At 68.1% G+C, this 15,301-nt stretch carries 15 protein-coding genes; 8 read left to right on the forward strand and 7 right to left on the reverse strand.

The window, feature by feature from the left end:
• Positions 1 to 71: 71 nt before the first annotated feature.
• The 4 genes from ASD72_RS11020 to ASD72_RS11035 all read left to right on the forward strand — a co-directional run bounded on the left by ASD72_RS11020 (position 72) and on the right by ASD72_RS11035 (position 4,882).
• Positions 72 to 461, forward strand: coding sequence for a BlaI/MecI/CopY family transcriptional regulator (locus ASD72_RS11020; protein WP_056879997.1), 390 nt, complete (start codon positions 72 to 74; stop codon positions 459 to 461).
• Entirely contained in the window at positions 454 to 2,262 is a 1,809-nt protein-coding gene (locus ASD72_RS11025) for a M56 family metallopeptidase (protein ID WP_056879998.1), read from the forward strand. Before ASD72_RS11020 ends, ASD72_RS11025 begins: the two co-directional genes overlap by 8 nt.
• A 258-nt stretch (positions 2,263 to 2,520) precedes the next feature.
• Entirely contained in the window at positions 2,521 to 4,410 is a 1,890-nt protein-coding gene (locus ASD72_RS11030; RefSeq protein WP_056879999.1) for a serine hydrolase domain-containing protein, read from the forward strand.
• A gap of 121 nt (positions 4,411 to 4,531) precedes the next feature.
• Complete coding sequence (locus ASD72_RS11035; protein ID WP_056880000.1) at positions 4,532 to 4,882, forward strand: PDZ domain-containing protein; 351 nt, start codon at positions 4,532 to 4,534, stop codon at positions 4,880 to 4,882.
• 31 nt (positions 4,883 to 4,913) lie between these two features.
• Here the strand turns inward: ASD72_RS11035 and ASD72_RS11040 are convergent, their stop codons facing one another.
• From ASD72_RS11040 to ASD72_RS11050, 3 genes are all read right to left on the reverse strand, one after another.
• Positions 4,914 to 5,609, reverse strand: a complete 696-nt coding sequence (locus ASD72_RS11040; RefSeq protein WP_056880001.1) for a hypothetical protein — start codon at positions 5,607 to 5,609, stop codon at positions 4,914 to 4,916.
• 55 nt (positions 5,610 to 5,664) lie between these two features.
• On the reverse strand, positions 5,665 to 6,093 hold the full coding sequence (locus ASD72_RS11045; RefSeq protein WP_155944611.1) for a hypothetical protein: 429 nt from the start codon (positions 6,091 to 6,093) through the stop codon (positions 5,665 to 5,667).
• Positions 6,094 to 6,205: 112 nt separating this feature from the next.
• A complete protein-coding gene (locus tag ASD72_RS11050; protein WP_056880003.1) occupies positions 6,206 to 7,186 on the reverse strand; it encodes a S41 family peptidase in 981 nt (326 codons plus the stop codon).
• A gap of 189 nt (positions 7,187 to 7,375) precedes the next feature.
• Between ASD72_RS11050 and folE the strand changes: the two genes are divergently transcribed.
• Together folE and ASD72_RS11060 are read left to right on the forward strand one after the other, a co-directional pair.
• Complete coding sequence (gene folE / locus ASD72_RS11055) at positions 7,376 to 7,981, forward strand: GTP cyclohydrolase I FolE (protein ID WP_056880004.1); 606 nt, start codon at positions 7,376 to 7,378, stop codon at positions 7,979 to 7,981.
• A 142-nt stretch (positions 7,982 to 8,123) separates the two neighbouring features.
• Positions 8,124 to 8,507 (forward strand): YchJ family metal-binding protein, encoded by a 384-nt coding sequence (locus ASD72_RS11060; RefSeq protein WP_056880005.1) that lies wholly within the window; start codon positions 8,124 to 8,126, stop codon positions 8,505 to 8,507.
• A gap of 189 nt (positions 8,508 to 8,696) precedes the next feature.
• Here ASD72_RS11060 and ASD72_RS11065 read toward each other — a convergent pair whose 3' ends face one another.
• The gene (locus ASD72_RS11065) at positions 8,697 to 10,022 is read right to left on the reverse strand and encodes a M20 family metallopeptidase (RefSeq protein ID WP_056880006.1); all 1,326 of its coding nucleotides are present in this window, start codon (positions 10,020 to 10,022) and stop codon (positions 8,697 to 8,699) included.
• Positions 10,023 to 10,155: 133 nt separating this feature from the next.
• Between ASD72_RS11065 and ASD72_RS11070 the strand changes: the two genes are divergently transcribed.
• Positions 10,156 to 10,941: a TSUP family transporter gene (locus ASD72_RS11070; protein ID WP_056880007.1), complete on the forward strand. Its 786-nt coding sequence runs from the start codon at positions 10,156 to 10,158 to the stop codon at positions 10,939 to 10,941.
• A 158-nt stretch (positions 10,942 to 11,099) separates the two neighbouring features.
• Here the strand turns inward: ASD72_RS11070 and ASD72_RS11075 are convergent, their stop codons facing one another.
• Positions 11,100 to 12,416: an amidohydrolase gene (locus ASD72_RS11075; protein WP_056880008.1), complete on the reverse strand. Its 1,317-nt coding sequence runs from the start codon at positions 12,414 to 12,416 to the stop codon at positions 11,100 to 11,102.
• 149 nt (positions 12,417 to 12,565) lie between these two features.
• Between ASD72_RS11075 and ASD72_RS11080 the strand changes: the two genes are divergently transcribed.
• Positions 12,566 to 13,903: an APC family permease gene (locus ASD72_RS11080; RefSeq protein WP_056880009.1), complete on the forward strand. Its 1,338-nt coding sequence runs from the start codon at positions 12,566 to 12,568 to the stop codon at positions 13,901 to 13,903.
• Positions 13,904 to 14,016: 113 nt separating this feature from the next.
• Here ASD72_RS11080 and purU read toward each other — a convergent pair whose 3' ends face one another.
• Positions 14,017 to 14,868 (reverse strand): formyltetrahydrofolate deformylase, encoded by an 852-nt coding sequence (purU, locus tag ASD72_RS11085; protein ID WP_056880010.1) that lies wholly within the window; start codon positions 14,866 to 14,868, stop codon positions 14,017 to 14,019.
• A 19-nt stretch (positions 14,869 to 14,887) separates the two neighbouring features.
• On the reverse strand, positions 14,888 to 15,205 hold the full coding sequence (locus ASD72_RS11090; RefSeq protein WP_056880011.1) for a hypothetical protein: 318 nt from the start codon (positions 15,203 to 15,205) through the stop codon (positions 14,888 to 14,890).
• Positions 15,206 to 15,301: the final 96 nt, after the last annotated feature.

Here is a 15,301-nt window from a genome sequence, read left to right on the forward strand (position 1 = left end):
CAAATTTGTCTAGACAAACTGTTCTAGTTCGCCTATGGTGCCTCAGACCCTTCCCGTAGACGACGCATCCCATGCCGAAGAAGCCTGCCAAGCCACCGAAGCCCACGGGGGGTGAACTCGACCTGCTGCGGGTGATCTGGCGCATCGGGCCCTCCACGGTGAAGGACGTGCATGCAGCACACATGCACGAGCGCCCGGAACTCACGTACGCCACGGTGCTGCGCCAACTGCAGGTGATGCACGGGAAAGGGTTGCTCATCCGCGACGAGAGCCAGCGTTCGCACGTATACGCCGCCGCACATGCGCAGGATGCGCTGCAGACCAGCCTGCTCCGGGATCTCATCCACAAGGCCTTTGCCGGCTCCGGCAAGGATCTGGTGCTGGCGGCGCTGAGTGGCCATATCACCGACAAGGAGCGCGACGAGATCAAGCGCTTCCTGAAGGAGAATCCGGATGGCTGAGTTCCTGGGGAACCTGGTGCCCGCGCTGGGCCATGCGCTGCTGCATTTCCTCTGGCAAGGCGCGTTGATCGGCCTGCTCACCGCGCTCGTGTTGTATGTCTTGCGGCACGCACGGCCACAAGCGCGCTACGCCGTCGCATGCCTCGCGTTGCTGGCCTGCGTGCTGGTGCCGCTGGCCAGCGTCATCGCGCAGTTCGCAGGGACATCCGTCACGCCGACACAGGGCGCGACACTCGTGCACTTGCCGGACATGGTCCCGCCGAACCCCGTGGGAGTGCTGTTCGGGTTCGTCCCGCCCGTGTCGCGATTCGACGCCGTGTCGCCCTGGGTCGTCGCATTCTGGATGGCCGGCACCTCCGTCATGTTCTCGCGCATGGCGTTGGGCCTGGTGTGGATACGCGGCCTGCGCAACGCGCCGCCGCCTGTGGCGCAAGCCGCATGGCAGGGACGCCTCGACGCGCTGGCCGTGCGCTTCGGCTTGTACCGCCCGGTAACGCTGTGCCTTGTCGACACGATCGATTCCCCTGTTTCGGCCGGTTGGTGGCGTCCGGTGGTGGTGGTGCCCGCCGCGCTGCTCACCCGCATGCCGACGGCGTTGATCGAAGCCCTACTCGCTCACGAACTCGCGCATATCCGTCGCCACGACTATCTCGTCAACCTGCTGCAGAACGCCATCGAGGCCCTGCTGTTCTACCATCCGGTGGTCTGGTGGCTGTCGCACCGCATCCGCATCGAGCGCGAACAGATCGCCGACCAGCTCGCGGCCGAATTGGCCTGTGCGCCACGCAGCCTTGCCCTCGCGCTGTCGGAGTTGGCCGACCTCCGTCGTGAACGTCCTCCCTTCCACCTCGCGCAAGCGGCGAGGGGCGGCCATCTCAGCGCGCGCATCGAACGTCTCGTGCGTCCGGGACGAGGCGATCGCCCGGTGACCGGCTTCGCTCTTGCGTTCCTGGGCCTCGCCGCCGCCGGCATCGTGTCCTACGGCTATGCGCACATGGGCAAGGCTGATCGCGACTCAACGGCGCCTGCCACTCGTACGGCGCCCGCAAGCCGTGCGCCCGACGCGCCGGTGCGCCAGACCTTCGCCCTGGTGCAACAGGGAACCCACCGCATCACGATCTGGGGTCCCGACGATGACATGACGGAGGCGCAGGCCGCGGAACGTGCGGGAAGGGGCGACCTGCTCTGGGTTCGCCGCGACGGCCGGGACTATGTCATCACCGATCCAGCGCTGCTCGCCCGTGCCCGGCTGGCATGGAGCGAGGCGGAGGCGCTTGAAGGGCGAATGGCGACGCTGGGTAACCAGAGGGAAGCCCACTACAGGAAGGTGGAAGCGATCGGTGGGCGCATGGAAGCGTTGACCGCTCCTGCCGAGGCCCCGCCCGACAACAGCGCAGCGCAGCGCGAAATGGAGGGCCTGGTGCGCCAACAGGACGATATCGAGCGCAAGCAGAACGCGGTCGAGAAGCAGTATCGGGATGCCGTGCCGAGCGATGCCGCGCAGCTGAGGTTCGAACGCGAGATGGACGCACTGACGACGCAGCGTGAGGCGCTGATGCACAAGCGCGTCCGCCTGCACGAACGGCAACTCGCCGCTGAGGCCGCACGGGCAGAGTCGCAACAGGCACCCATGGCACGACTCGCGCGTGAAATGGAGACGGCGAGCGAACCGTTGCAAGCATTCGAACGGCGGTTCGAGGCCCTGCGTCGCGAGCAGGAGCATGCTGCGGAGCGCGCAGCCCGTGACGTGGGAAGCCTGATAAGCGAAGCGCTGGCGGCGGGCCTGGCGAGACCCGCTTAGTAAGCCCATCCCGAGAGATATCCCTGGCCATTCCTCTGTCGTGTCTGCGACGGAGGGCGGCCCCGATCCCGACATCCGCGTCGCGCGGCATCGACGCGATCTGTAAGCACCCCTCAAATTCCCATGGAGTGTCCGATGAAGTCTTCACTGCTTGCCGGTGTATTGATCGTGGTCTCCGTGCCCGTGCTGGGCGCGACGGCGGGAACGCCCTTGGATTCTGCTACTGCACCGATACCATCGGCCGCCGAGGAGAGGGTCGTGACCGACACCCCACGCACCACGGTCGAAGGCAACGGTTTCGTGGCACCCGCCGGATGGTCGGTCAGGACGCAAGGGTCCGCGATGATCCTGACCGCGCCCGAAGGCGGCTCCCATGTCGCGTTGATCGACGTCGGATCGGCCGCGGATGCCGATACCGCCGTGGCGGCCGCGTGGGCGGCCTACGCCGGCAAGGCCGCGTGGCCGCTGAAACTGGCCAGCGACAGGCTGGTGCGTGATGGCTGGGAGCAGATCCGCGCCTACCGGTACGACACGCCGGTCAACGACCAGCGCAGCGCGTCGGCCGTTGCGCGCCGGCATGGAGAGCGCTGGACCGTGACGATCTTCGACATGGCCAATGCCGTCAGCGGCAAGCGCGACGCGCAGATCGAGCTGATCGGTCGTCTGTTGCCGAAGGGGTACAGCCGCGAAACCTTTGCCGGCAAGACCGCACACACGCTCGACGCCGCGCGCATCGAGGCGCTGAAACAGTTCGTCGAAGATGCGCGCCAGCAGTTCGACGTGCCAGGCGTGGCCATCGGGATCGTGCAGGATGGCAAGGTGATGCTTGCCGCGGGCTTCGGTGTGCGTGCGCTGGGCAAGCCGGAGAAGGTGGATTCCGAAACGCTGTTCATGATCGCCTCGAACACCAAGGCCATGACCACCTTGATGCTGGCCAAGCTGGTCGATGCGGGCAGGTTCACCTGGGAAACGCCTGCCACCGAGGTGCTGCCGGCGTTCCGGCTCGGCGATGCCGACGCCACCCGCCAGGTGTTGATGAAACACCTGGTCTGCGCCTGCACCGGGATGCCGCGGCAGGACATGGAAGCGATCTTCGAAGGCGAGCGGCTCACGCCGGCGTCGGTGGTCGAGACCCTGGCAACGATGCAGCCGACCAGCAAGTTCGGCGAGCTGTACCAGTACTCGAACCTCATGGCCGATGCGGCCGGCTTCGCGGGCGGTCACGCGCTGCATCCGCAATGGGAGCTGGGTGCCGCGTACGACGCGGCCATGCAGGCGCTGGTGTTCGATCCGCTGGGGATGACCTCGACCACCTTCGACTTCACTCGCGCAGAGCGTGGCAACCACGCCGCACCGCATGGAGAGGACGTGGACGGCAAGACGGTGCCGGCCAGCATGGATCTCAACTACGCCGCCATCCCGACCCGTCCCGATGGCGGAGCGTGGAGCAACGTCAACGACATGCTCCGCTACGTCCAGATGGAGCTCGACAAGGGCCTGCTGCCCGGCGGCGAACGCTACATCGCGGAAGCGCCCCTGATGGAACGCCGCGTGCAGCAGGTCGCGACGGGCAAGGATACCGGCTACGGCATGGGGCTGAAGATCGATCGCAGCATGGGGACACCGTTGATCCAACACGGTGGCGTCGCCTCCGGGTTCATTTCCAACATGATGTGGTTGCCGGAACACAACGTGGGTGCGGTGATCCTGACCAACACGCAGGCCGGCGGTTCGGCCATCCGCAATCTGTTCCGGCGGCGCTGGCTGGAAGTCCTGTTCGATGCGCGTCCGGAAGCGGTGGTGAATGTCCCCGTGGAAGCCAGGAGCATGAAGGAGTCCAGGGCCGCCGAGCGCCTCCGGCTCATCGTGCCGGCGGACCAGGCGGCGGCGGGTCGCTTGGCGGAGCGTTATCGCAGCCCCGCACTTGGCGACATCGTCGTCACCAGAAAGGGCGCGAGGACCTGGTTCGACTTTGGCGGCTGGAAGAGCGAGGTCGCCACGCGTCGCGACGGCGATGGGACGACCGCGTTCGTGACGATCTCTCCGAATGAAGACGGCTACGCATTCGTCGTCGCTGACCAGGACGGCCGGCGCACGCTGATCCTTCACGACGAGCAGCGCGAGTACGTGTTCGACGAAGCAAGATGAAGCAACGTCGGCACGGACGCCCACAGCAGAACGATGAGAGGCGTTGAACTACACGCCTGGCCCAGGCCGCGCGCTTGATGGCGTCGTTGGCCGACACCGCCACTCAGGAGTGGAGCCGTCCATGTCGTCAGCCCTCCGCATCGCCGCTTTCCTCCTTGCCACCCTGCTGGCGTTCTCAGTTCACGCCGCCCAGGGCAAGCTCGGCTTCACCGTCGATGCGAAATTCGACCGCAAGGTACTGGATGCCGACATCAAGCAGGTGGTGGTGACCCAGGTCGCACCCGCCTCGCCGGCGCAGCGGGCGGGATTGCAGGTGGGCGACGTGCTGGAGCAGTTGGACGGCAAGCCGCTGATGGGCAGCTCGGCGCGGACGTTCTTCGGCGCCATGGGCGACATCGAGCCGGGCGACAAGGTCACGCTGGCGGTGAGGCGCGCCGGCAAGCCCGTCGTCCTGGTGCTGGTGGCCGAATAGCGACGGTGGTCTCAACGGCAGGGCGCGGCGTTCAGGCGCTGGCGAGCGCGCCTGCCGCCGTGTGCGCCAGCAGGTAGCCGACAGTAGCGTTGATGGTGCCGCCCACCATCAGCACGATGGCCGCTGCGCCGAGGCAGCGCCACCAGGGCAGCCGGGTGCGCCGGCGGATCCACGCCGCCTGCACGACCCAGAACCACGCCAGCACGGCGAGCGTCAGGCAGGCGGAGGCCACGTTCGTCCACGGCGCCGGCATCAGCAGCAGTGACATGGCGCACGAGAGTACCAGTGCGAAGGGCGCCACCAGGTAGCACTGTTCGTAGAACGGCTGCCGCAAGCTCTCGCGGTTCACCGGCTGGCGCGCGCGCATCAGCACATACGTAGCCCCGGCCAATGCCCACACACCGAAGGTGATCGTGCGATAGAGCAGCAGCGTTTCCTCGGAAGCGAGGATCACTGCCGCCAGCGAGCCCGAGGTATCCGGTACCTGCGCCCGTACACCAAGGTCGAACAGATGCGCCAGCAGCACGCAGAGGATCAGCAACAGCGGGGGGCTGATGGCGTCGCTGAAGCGCGCGTCGTCGGTACGCGCCAGCTCATGCGCGGCATAGGCCGTCATCCGGTCCGGATGCAACAGCGTCCGCAGCAACGTGCGCGGCAGCAGGATCACCCACGTCAGTGCTTCGTAGACGAACTCTTCGAACGACTTGAGGATCTTCAGGAAATCCATACCCCACCCCGCGACGGCGCTGACCCTGTGCCCAGCGTAACGGACCCGCGCGGGTTCAGTGCATGAGGCGGGCCGCCACGCTGTCCAGGTCGTAGCCGAAGCCACCGTCGATGCGACGCACGATCTCAGCACCGGCGGCGGCCTGAAGGAACGCCGGCGTGACCCGGTAGCCGCTGCCCACCGCATCCACATGCGCAGCGATGCGGCTGTCGGAGCCGGCACGCGTCACCAGCTCGCCGAAGGCCACCACGCGCAGCACCAGTGACGCCTCCTCTTCCATCGACAGCCCGTGCCCGCCCACCTGGCGGGCGATGACGTTCATGCCGACGCAGGCGAGGTCTTCACCGTCGTACTCGCTTATGGGCAGCGCACCGTTCATGACCGCCTGGAACACGTCGATGCCGAAGCTCAGCAGCGCCGGATCCACCGGCACGATGTCGATCGCGCGCACGGGAAGCGCGGTCTGGGCCTGGATCTGGGGCATGGCGCACCTCGGTTCCGTCATCGTCGCTCCCGTTCTAGGCAGGGATGCCGAAACACCGCGTGACGACGGCCCATGCACGCCGTTCACAACGCGGAACCTGCGCGCAACGGCCTCAGCGCTCGGTGCACTGCGCCTGCAGCCACGCACGCGCGGCCTCCAGAGGCTGGTCGGTCACCTCGTCGGGTAGCACCGGACCGTGCTGGACCGCCCCGCTGCGGTCGAGGATGCGCGCGGTGGTCAGCGCCAGCATCCCGCCGTTCTCCAGCCGGTAGCTGTTGTTGGAGGTGGTGAATCCACCCGTAGGCCGGCCGAAGAAGCGCACGTTGCGCTGGCGCTTGAACCCGATCGCCAGGATCTCGCCGGAGCTCATCGTCCTGGGCCCGAGGATGACGGCGACGTGCGAGGGGATGCGCGGAAGCGGCGCCGGGATGGCCGCGACCCGCACGACATCGCCGATGAGCATCCTGCCGTCCTGCATCCGCACCGGGTGGCGGACGCCATCGCGACCCTGGAACGACTCCAGCACGCCTTCGTCGTACAGCGGGGCGATGCCGCTCATCATCGGCCACATGTTGCCACCCGTGTTGTTGGCGACGTCGACGATCACGCCGCAGCGTGAATCCGCCAGCGCTTCGATGAGCGCATGGCGGACCGATCGAGCCGCGATCGCTGTCGCATCGTCGCCGTTGCCGCTCCAGCTGTTGATCGTTAGGCGTCCGATGGCACCCTCATCCGTGTGCGCGAGGGCGATAGGGGTCGTGGTTGCGGGCACGGCGCTCATGGCCTGCGACCGTGATCCACCTGAGTTCGCCGGGGCAGCACCGGTCCGCGGCGGGTAATACACCGAATGCCGTTCCTTCAGCGACGCCAGCACGAAGCGGATCGCCGCGGTGCGGCCATCCTCGCCTGGCGTGGCTGCGAGCCGGGCATAGGCTTCGCGTTCGACGGCGGGCCAGTCAGGCTGGGCGCCATTCAGGGCCTGAGTGCGCGCCAGCCCGATCACCTTGTCGAGCACGGCATCCGCGGCATGGGCCGACGGCACGAAGACGAGACAAGCCCATGCGACCGCAGCGAAACAGAGGCGAAACGTCATGACGGCATCCTTGCGGGCGGCGGGATGGGACTTCCTGTGCTGGATGTGAACTTACGCGAGGTCCGGATGCCGCGCCAACGGGCGCGCATCCATCGAGCCGTCTGCGCCGTAGCAGGTGGAGCGCGGGCGCCAAGACGGCCCCTGTCGCCTCGATGGGTTACCATCACGCCCCCCGCAGGAATCCATGCGATGAGCCATTCCGACGACAACCCCGGCAAGGTCACCCAGGCGCAGGCCGAGGACGCGGTCCGCGTGCTGCTGGAATGGGCGGGCGAAGACCCGAAGCGCGAAGGCCTGCTGGATACGCCAAAGCGCGTGGCCAAAGCCTACCGCGACTGGTTCAGTGGCTACCAGATGGATCCGCGCGAATACCTGGCGCGCACCTTCGAGGAAGTCGCCGGCTACGACGAGATGATCGTGCTGCGCGACATCGAATTCGAAAGCCATTGCGAGCACCACATGGCGCCGATCATCGGCCGTGCGCACGTGGGCTACCTGCCCGATGGCAAGGTGGTCGGCATCAGCAAGCTGGCGCGCGTGGTGGATGTGTATGCGCGCCGCTTCCAGGTGCAGGAAAAGATGACCGCGCAGATCGCGCAGTGCATCCAGGACGTGCTGCAGCCGCGCGGCGTGGCCGTCGTCGTCGATGGTGCGCACGAGTGCATGACCACCCGTGGCGTGCACAAGCGCGGCGTCAGCATGGTGACCAGCAAGATGCTGGGTACGTTCCGTGAGGATGCGCGCACGCGCGCCGAGTTCCTGCGTTTCATCGAGACGGGCCACGGCAAGCGTTGACCAGGTGCTGTCGTTGTAGGAGCGACGTGAGTCGCGACCGCATGGCATCGGTGTCCCTTCGCTTGCCGCGCCCGAAGAAAGGCGCCCTACAGCCGTTGGGTGTACGGTCGCGACTTACGTCGCTCCTACAAAAGTCCACCGCATGAACCCCTGCCCCTGCGGTACCGGCCGCGACTACACGGCCTGCTGTGGCCGCCATCACGCAGGTGAGCCCGCGCCCGATGCCGAAGCGCTGATGCGCTCGCGCTACAGCGCGTTCGTCACCGGCGACGCGGATTACCTGCGCGCCACCTGGCATCCCGATACCCGTCCTGCCGAGCTGGGGCTGGACGCGCCCGGTGCGCCACGCACCACCTGGCTGGGCCTGTCGGTGAAGCAGCACCGCGTCACCGGGCCGGATACCGCCGAGGTCGAGTTCGTCGCCCGCTACCGCGCCGGGAGCGGCAGTGCGGTGCGCCTGCACGAACGCAGCCGCTTCGTCCGCATCGACGGACGCTGGCTGTACCTGGATGGCGAGCATCGCTGAAGCCTGTCTCCTTCTCCCTGCGAAGCGGGGAGAAGGTGCCCGAAGGGCGGATGAGGGGCGCGTGCCATGTCGGGTGAGCGTCATACGCTGACATCGACGTCGCTTCTGGCGAGGGCACGCGCGCTCCCGGCATCGTGTCTCCGCTCGCCCCTCACCCCGCCTGCGGGGAGAGGGGGATGCCACGGACACTCAGCCCTTCGGCTTGTCCAGATAATCCAGCGTCACCTGCAGCAGCGCGCGCAGGCCGATGTCGAGCGAGGATTCGTCCAGCATGAATTCGGGCGAATGGTTGCTCGGTGCCGTGACCGGATCGACGCCCTTGGCCGTGCTGCCGACGAAGAAGAACATCGATGGCACTTCGCGCGCATAGAACGAAAAATCCTCCGCGCCCATCTGCAGGCCCGGCGTGATGACGTTGTCCGCGCCCACCACGGCCTGCAGGCTGGGCAGCATCCGCGCGGTGAGCTCCGGGTTGTTGACGGTGACCGGATTGCCGTCGTTGTCGGGCACGCTGGCTTCCACCTTCGCGCCGTGCGCGGCACTGACGTGGGTGGCGACGTTCTTCAGGTCGGCGAAGATCTTCTGCCGCATGCCTTCGTCGAAGGTGCGGATGGTGCCGACCACTTCAACGTAGTCGGGGATGATGTTGTAGCGGATGCCACCCTTGATCGCGCCGAAACTGACCACCGCGGGCAGCTTGGAGATGTCGGTGCGGCGGCTGACGATGGTCTGGGTGGTGCCGATGACGTCGGCCATCGCGACGATCGGGTCCACGCCGCCCCACGGCCGCGAGCCGTGCGTCTGCCGGCCGACGACCTTCAGCGTGAAGCTGTCGGATGCCGCCATCAGCGGCCCCTGGCGCACGCCGATCTGGCCGGCCGGAATCGACGAGAACACGTGCAGGCCGAACACCGCCTCGGGCTTGAAGTCCTTGAACACGCCCTCCTTGAGCATCAGCTCCGCGCCCCCTTCCTCGCCGGCGGGTGCGCCTTCTTCGGCGGGCTGGAACACCAGCAGCACTTCGCCCGGCAGCGTGTCCTTCATGCCGACCAGCGCCTTCGCCACGCCCAGCAGGATGCCCGTGTGCGCGTCGTGGCCGCAGGCGTGCATCACGCCGACGGTCTCACCGCGATAGGTGGAGGTCGCCTTCGACGCGAACGGCAGGCTGTTGCGCTCGGTGACCGGCAATGCGTCCATGTCGGCGCGCAGCGCGATGCGCGGGCCGGGCTTGCCGCCCTTGATCACCGCGGTGACGCCATGATGCGCGATGCCGGTGCGTGGCTGCAGCCCCAGCTTGCGCAGTTCTTCGGCCACGCGCTTGGCGGTCTGTTCCTCGCGGTTGGACAGCTCCGGGTGCTGGTGGAAGTGCCGGCGCCAGTCGATCACCTGCTGCTGCACCGCCTTGCCTGCGGCGACGACCTCCGGCCGTTGCGTGGGCGCGGCATCCTGGGCGGCGGCGGGCAGGGCGCAGGCGAGGGCGAGCAGGGAAACGGCGAGAGGACGTGCATGGCGCATCGGGTCGGCTCCTGGAGACAAGCCCCGATGCTACCGCCTGCGTCGCGGCCACGCGCATGCCGCCTTAGAATGCGCAGGCGTTCCGTGTGGCCGATCACGGCTGGCGACGCCTCCGCCCCCCGCCGGAACCACCATGCCCGACCTCGCCCTGCAGGTGCTCCTGCTGCTGTTCCTCGCCGCGATGCTGGCGGGCTTCATCGACGCCATCGCGGGCGGCGGCGGCATGGTGACGATTCCCGCGATGCTGCTGGCCGGCATCCCGCCGCTGCAGGTGCTGGGCACCAACAAGCTGCAGTCGCTGTTCGGCTCGGGCTCGGCCAGCTGGGCCTACGCGCGTCATGGACACGTCGATCTCAAGGGCCAGCTGCCGATGGTGCTGACCGCGGCGTTGGGTGCCGTCGGTGGTGCGTTGTTGGCCACGATCATCCCGGTGGACTGGTTGAAGTGGGCACTGCCGTTCCTGCTGGTGGGCATCGCGGTGTACTTCGGCCTGAAGCCCGACATCGGCCACGTGGACCAGCACCAGCGCATGCGGCCGCAAGTGTTCGCGCTGACCTTCGTGCCGGCGATCGGCTTCTATGACGGCGTGTTCGGCCCGGGCACGGGCTCGTTCCTGATGCTGGGCTTCGTCGCCCTGGCCGGCTTCGGCATCCTCAAGGCGACCGCACACACCAAGTTCCTCAACTTCGGCTCCAACCTCGGCGCATTCGGTGTGTTCCTGCTGCACGGCGCGGTACTGTGGAAGATCGGCCTGCTGATGGGCGCGGGCCAGTTCCTCGGCGCGCAGCTGGGCTCGCGCTTCGCGATGAAGCAGGGCGCGCGGATCATCAAGCCGCTGCTGGTCACCGTGTCGATCGCGCTGGCGATCCGCCTGCTGGCGGATCCGCAACATCCGTTGCGTCTCTGGCTGCGGCTCTAACCCTTCTCCCCGCGGGGCGGGGAGAAGGTGGCCGGAGGCCGGATGAGGGGCGCACGCGTTCCTTCGGTCACTTCTTGGATGAACATGGCGCTGCGGCTTCGTCGCCCCTCACCCGCCTTCGGCACCCTCTCCCCGTTGCACGGAGAGAGGGAAACACATCATTTCGGTTGGCTAGTCAGGTAATCCAACGCCACCTGCAGCATCGTCCTGCTGCCGGTCTGCAGCGCCTGTTCGTCGAGCAGGAACTGCGGCGAGTGGTTGATCGGCGCGGTGGCGGGGTCGATGCCCTTCGACGTCGAACCGACGAAGAAGTAGAAGCCCGGCACGGTGTTGGCGAACTGCGAGAAGTCCTCGGCCACCGTCACCAAGGGCATCTCGATCACGTTCGCCGCGCCCACCGCCTTCTCCAGCGAAGGCCGCACGCGCTGGGTGAGCGCAGGCTGGTTGATCGTGGCGGGCGCGTTGTTGGCCACTTTCAGCTCGGCGCTGCCGCCGCTGGCGTGCGCGTAGTCGTCGGCGATGCGACGGAAGCGCGTGATCACGTCTTCGCGCACGGTCGGATCGAACGTGCGCAGCGTGCCGACCAGGGTCGCTTCGTCCGGAATGATGTTGAAGCGCACGCCGGCCTGGAACTGCCCCGCGGTCAGCACCACCGGGCTGGTGGCGATGTTCACCTGCCGCGCGATCATGCTCTGCGTGCCCAGCAGGATCTGCGCGCCCAGGGTGATCGGGTCCACGCCGTCCCACGGCCGCGAGCCGTGCGTCTGCTTGCCCTTCACCACCAGCGACCACTCGTCCGCCGCGGCGAGCAACGGTCCGCTGCGGTAGCCCACGCTGCCCACGGGCAGGCCGGCCCACACATGCAGGCCGAACACGGCGTCGGGCTTGAAGTCCTTGAAGACGCCGTCCTGCAGCATCAACGCCGCGCCGAACACGGCGCCCGCGACCGGCGGACCTTCCTCCGCCGGCTGGAACACGAACATCACTTCGCCGGCGAGTTCATCCTTCGCGGCGACCAGCGCCTGCGCCACGCCCATCAGGATGGCGACGTGCGCATCGTGGCCGCAGGCGTGCATCACGCCGACCGGCTGGCCGCGGTACTCGGCCTTCACCGTCGACGCGAAAGGCAGGCCGGTCTGTTCGGTGACCGGCAGCGCGTCCATGTCGGCGCGCAGTGCGATGCGCGGGCCGGGTTTCGCACCCTTCAGCACCGCGACCACGCCGGTCTTGCCGACGCCGGTGCGGACCGTGAGGCCGAGCGCGCGCAGGTGGTCGGCGACCAGTGCGGCGGTCCGCGTTTCCTGCTCGCCGAGTTCGGGATGCTGGTGGATGTCGCGACGCCACTGCACGAGCTTGGGCTGCGCGCGTTCCAGCGCAGTGAAGGCGGTGGCGTCCTGGGCCCGCGCCTCTTCCGCGCCCACCAGTGCGGCGGTGGCGACGAGCAGGGCGGCGAACAAGCGATGGGCGCGAAGCATGGCGGCATCCGGGCGGGCGGGGAGCACGATGCTAGCCCGTGCGGCGTGCGCGTCCAATGGCGAATCACCATGAGCGCATGCCCGTGTGCGGCTCGCATTCGCTACGCGTGCATGGCAGGCTCGCAGGCCACTGGAGAGCGCCCCTGCCCATGACCCGCGATGCCGACCCCGCTTCTTCCCGTCCGCTGCAGGGCGATGCCGCGCTGCTGCGCGCAGTGGGCAGCCTGGCGCTGGCCGCGGCCGTCATCAACATCATCGTCGGTGGCGGCATCTTCAAGATGCCCGCCGCGCTGTCGGCGCAGGTCGGTGCCGCCGCGCCGCTGGCGCTGCTGGCCGGTGCGGTGGTGATGGTGCCGGTGGCGTTGTGCTTCGCCGCCATCGGCAGCCGTGCCTCCGCCACGGGTGGGCCGTACACGTACGTCAGCGCGGTGTTCGGCACGCTGCCGGGCTTCCTGGCCGGGGCGCTGATGTGGATCTGCAACGTGGCCTCCAGTGCCGGCGTCGCCGCCGCGCTGTCGCTGCAGGCGGCCAGCCTGTGGCCGGTCTTCGATGCGCCGCTGCCGCGCGCGCTGCTGCTGTTGGGCGTGTACGCCGCGATCTACGCGCTCAATGCCTTCGGCGTGAAGCTGGGCGCACGCGCGGTGATGGCGCTGGCCACATTGAAACTGGTGCCGCTGTTCCTGCTGGTGGTCCTGGGTCTGGCATTCGTCGATACCACGCAGATCAGCTTCGCGTTCACCGACGTACCCTCCTGGACGGCGCTGGGCGCGGCGATGGTGATGGTGGTGTTCGCGTATTCCGGCGTGGAGACAGCGTTGATTCCCGGTGGCGAAGTGCGCGATCCCTCGCGCAGCGTGCCGCGCGCGGCATTGAGCGCCATCCTGCTGGTGGTGCTGCTGTACCTGGGCCTGCAGATCGTCTGCCAGGGCGTGCTGGGTCCGGCGCTGGCGAGCAGCAGCGTGCCGATCGCCGAGGCCGCGGGCCGGCTGTGGGATCCGGCACGCATCGCCCTGCTGGTGACCGCTTGCGTCTCGATGGCGGGCTTCCTGCTGGGCAACCTGCTGGGGTCGTCGCGGCTGCTGTTCGCGCTGGGGCGCGATGGCTACCTGCCGCAGGCCTTCGGTCGCGTCAGCGCTACCCACCGGGTGCCGCTGCTGGCACTGGCCACGCACGCCGGCCTCGCCTGCCTGCTGGCGGTGGTGGGCAATTTCGAAGCCCTGGTGCTGATCTCGGGCGGCGCGGTCTGCCTGGTCTACGTGATGGTCTGCGTGGCCGCCTGGCGGGCGCAGCGCACCGACCTGCGCGAGCGCGGCGCGCCGTTCGTGCTGCGTGGCGGTCCGCTGGTGCCGGGTTTGGCGGTGGTCGGCATGGTCGCCATCCTCACCACGCTGAGCGCGCGCGAGTGGACGGCGATCGGCGTGGCGGTCGTGGTGCTGGCGATCGTGTACGCAGTGCTGGTCGGGCTGCGGCGGCGCGTCGGCAGCTGACCTGTAGGAGCGAAGGGGGGTGTGGTGTGGGAGCGACGTAAGTCGCGAAGCTCTTGTTCGGTGAACCGAAAAGCTCGCGACTTACGTCGCTCCCACAGAGAACGGCATGGCGGTCAGCGGAACACCACCGTCCTGTGCCCGTTGAGCAGGATGCGGTGCTCCACGTGGCGGCGCACTGCGCGGGCGAGCACCAGCGATTCGATGTCGCTGCCCATGCGCACCAGTTCCTTCGGCGTCATCGCGTGGTCCACGCGCGCGACGTCCTGTTCGATGATCGGACCTTCATCCAGGTCGCGCGTCACGTAGTGCGCCGTGGCACCGATGATCTTGACCCCGCGTGCGTGCGCCTGGTGGTACGGCTTGGCGCCCTTGAAGCTCGGCAGGAAGCTGTGATGGATGTTGATCGCGCGGCCGGCCAATGCATCGCACAGCGTCGGCGAGAGGATCTGCATGTAGCGCGCCAGCACGACCAGGTCGATCCGCTCGCGCTCGACCAGGTCGATGATGCGGTGTTCCTGTTCGTCGCGATGGTCGGCGGATACGGGCAGATGATGGAAGGCGACACCGTACGACTGCGCCAGCGGCGCGAAATCGGCATGGTTGGATGCCACGCAGGCGATCTCCACCGGCAGCTGCCGGCTGTGCACGCGGAACAGCAGGTCGTTGAGGCAGTGCCCCTGCTTGCTCACCAGTACCATCAGCCGCGCCTTGCGGCGCGCGTCGTGCAGCTGCCAGTCCATCGCGAACGCATCGGCGAGCGGCTGGAAACGCGCATGCAGCGCTTCCGCCGTGATGCCTTCCGGCAGGTCGAAGTGCACGCGCAGGAAGAAGCGGCCGGATTCCTCGTCGCCGAACTGCTGCGCATCGAGGATGTTGCAACCAGCGTCGAACAGCAGCCCGGTGACGCGATAGACGATGCCGGTCGTATCCGGGCAGGACAGGGTGAGGATGTGGTCGCGGCGCATGGGGTGGGGTGCCGCAGTCCTACTCGCAGCGCGCCGCGGTGATGCGGTTGTTGGCATCGATGTACACGCGGAGGCGGTCGTCGCGCGCGTCGTGCTTCACCACCGTGCTGGGGCCGATCGGGTTGACCAGCCCCGCGCCGCTTTCGCGGGACAGGCGTCGCAGCGTGGCTTCGTCCGCCGGCTGCCCCACGGCCCAGCCCAGCGCGGCGTCGCGACAGGTGCCGCTGCCGGCGACCTGCGGGCCGGGCGTGCTGACGCAGGCGGAGAGGGCCATCGCGGCGAGGGCGAGGAGCGCTGCGCGGGTGGACGAACGGTGCGGCGACAGGGGGATGGCCATGGCAGCATCTCGTGGGGCGGCTGAGGATCGCTGTTTAACACACCCGCTGGCATAAAGGGCGGGCGCCACCGCCGCGCACCGCCTGTTCCCGCCTTC

Source organism: Pseudoxanthomonas sp. Root630, from assembly GCF_001427585.1.
Lineage (GTDB): Bacteria > Pseudomonadota > Gammaproteobacteria > Xanthomonadales > Xanthomonadaceae > Pseudoxanthomonas_A.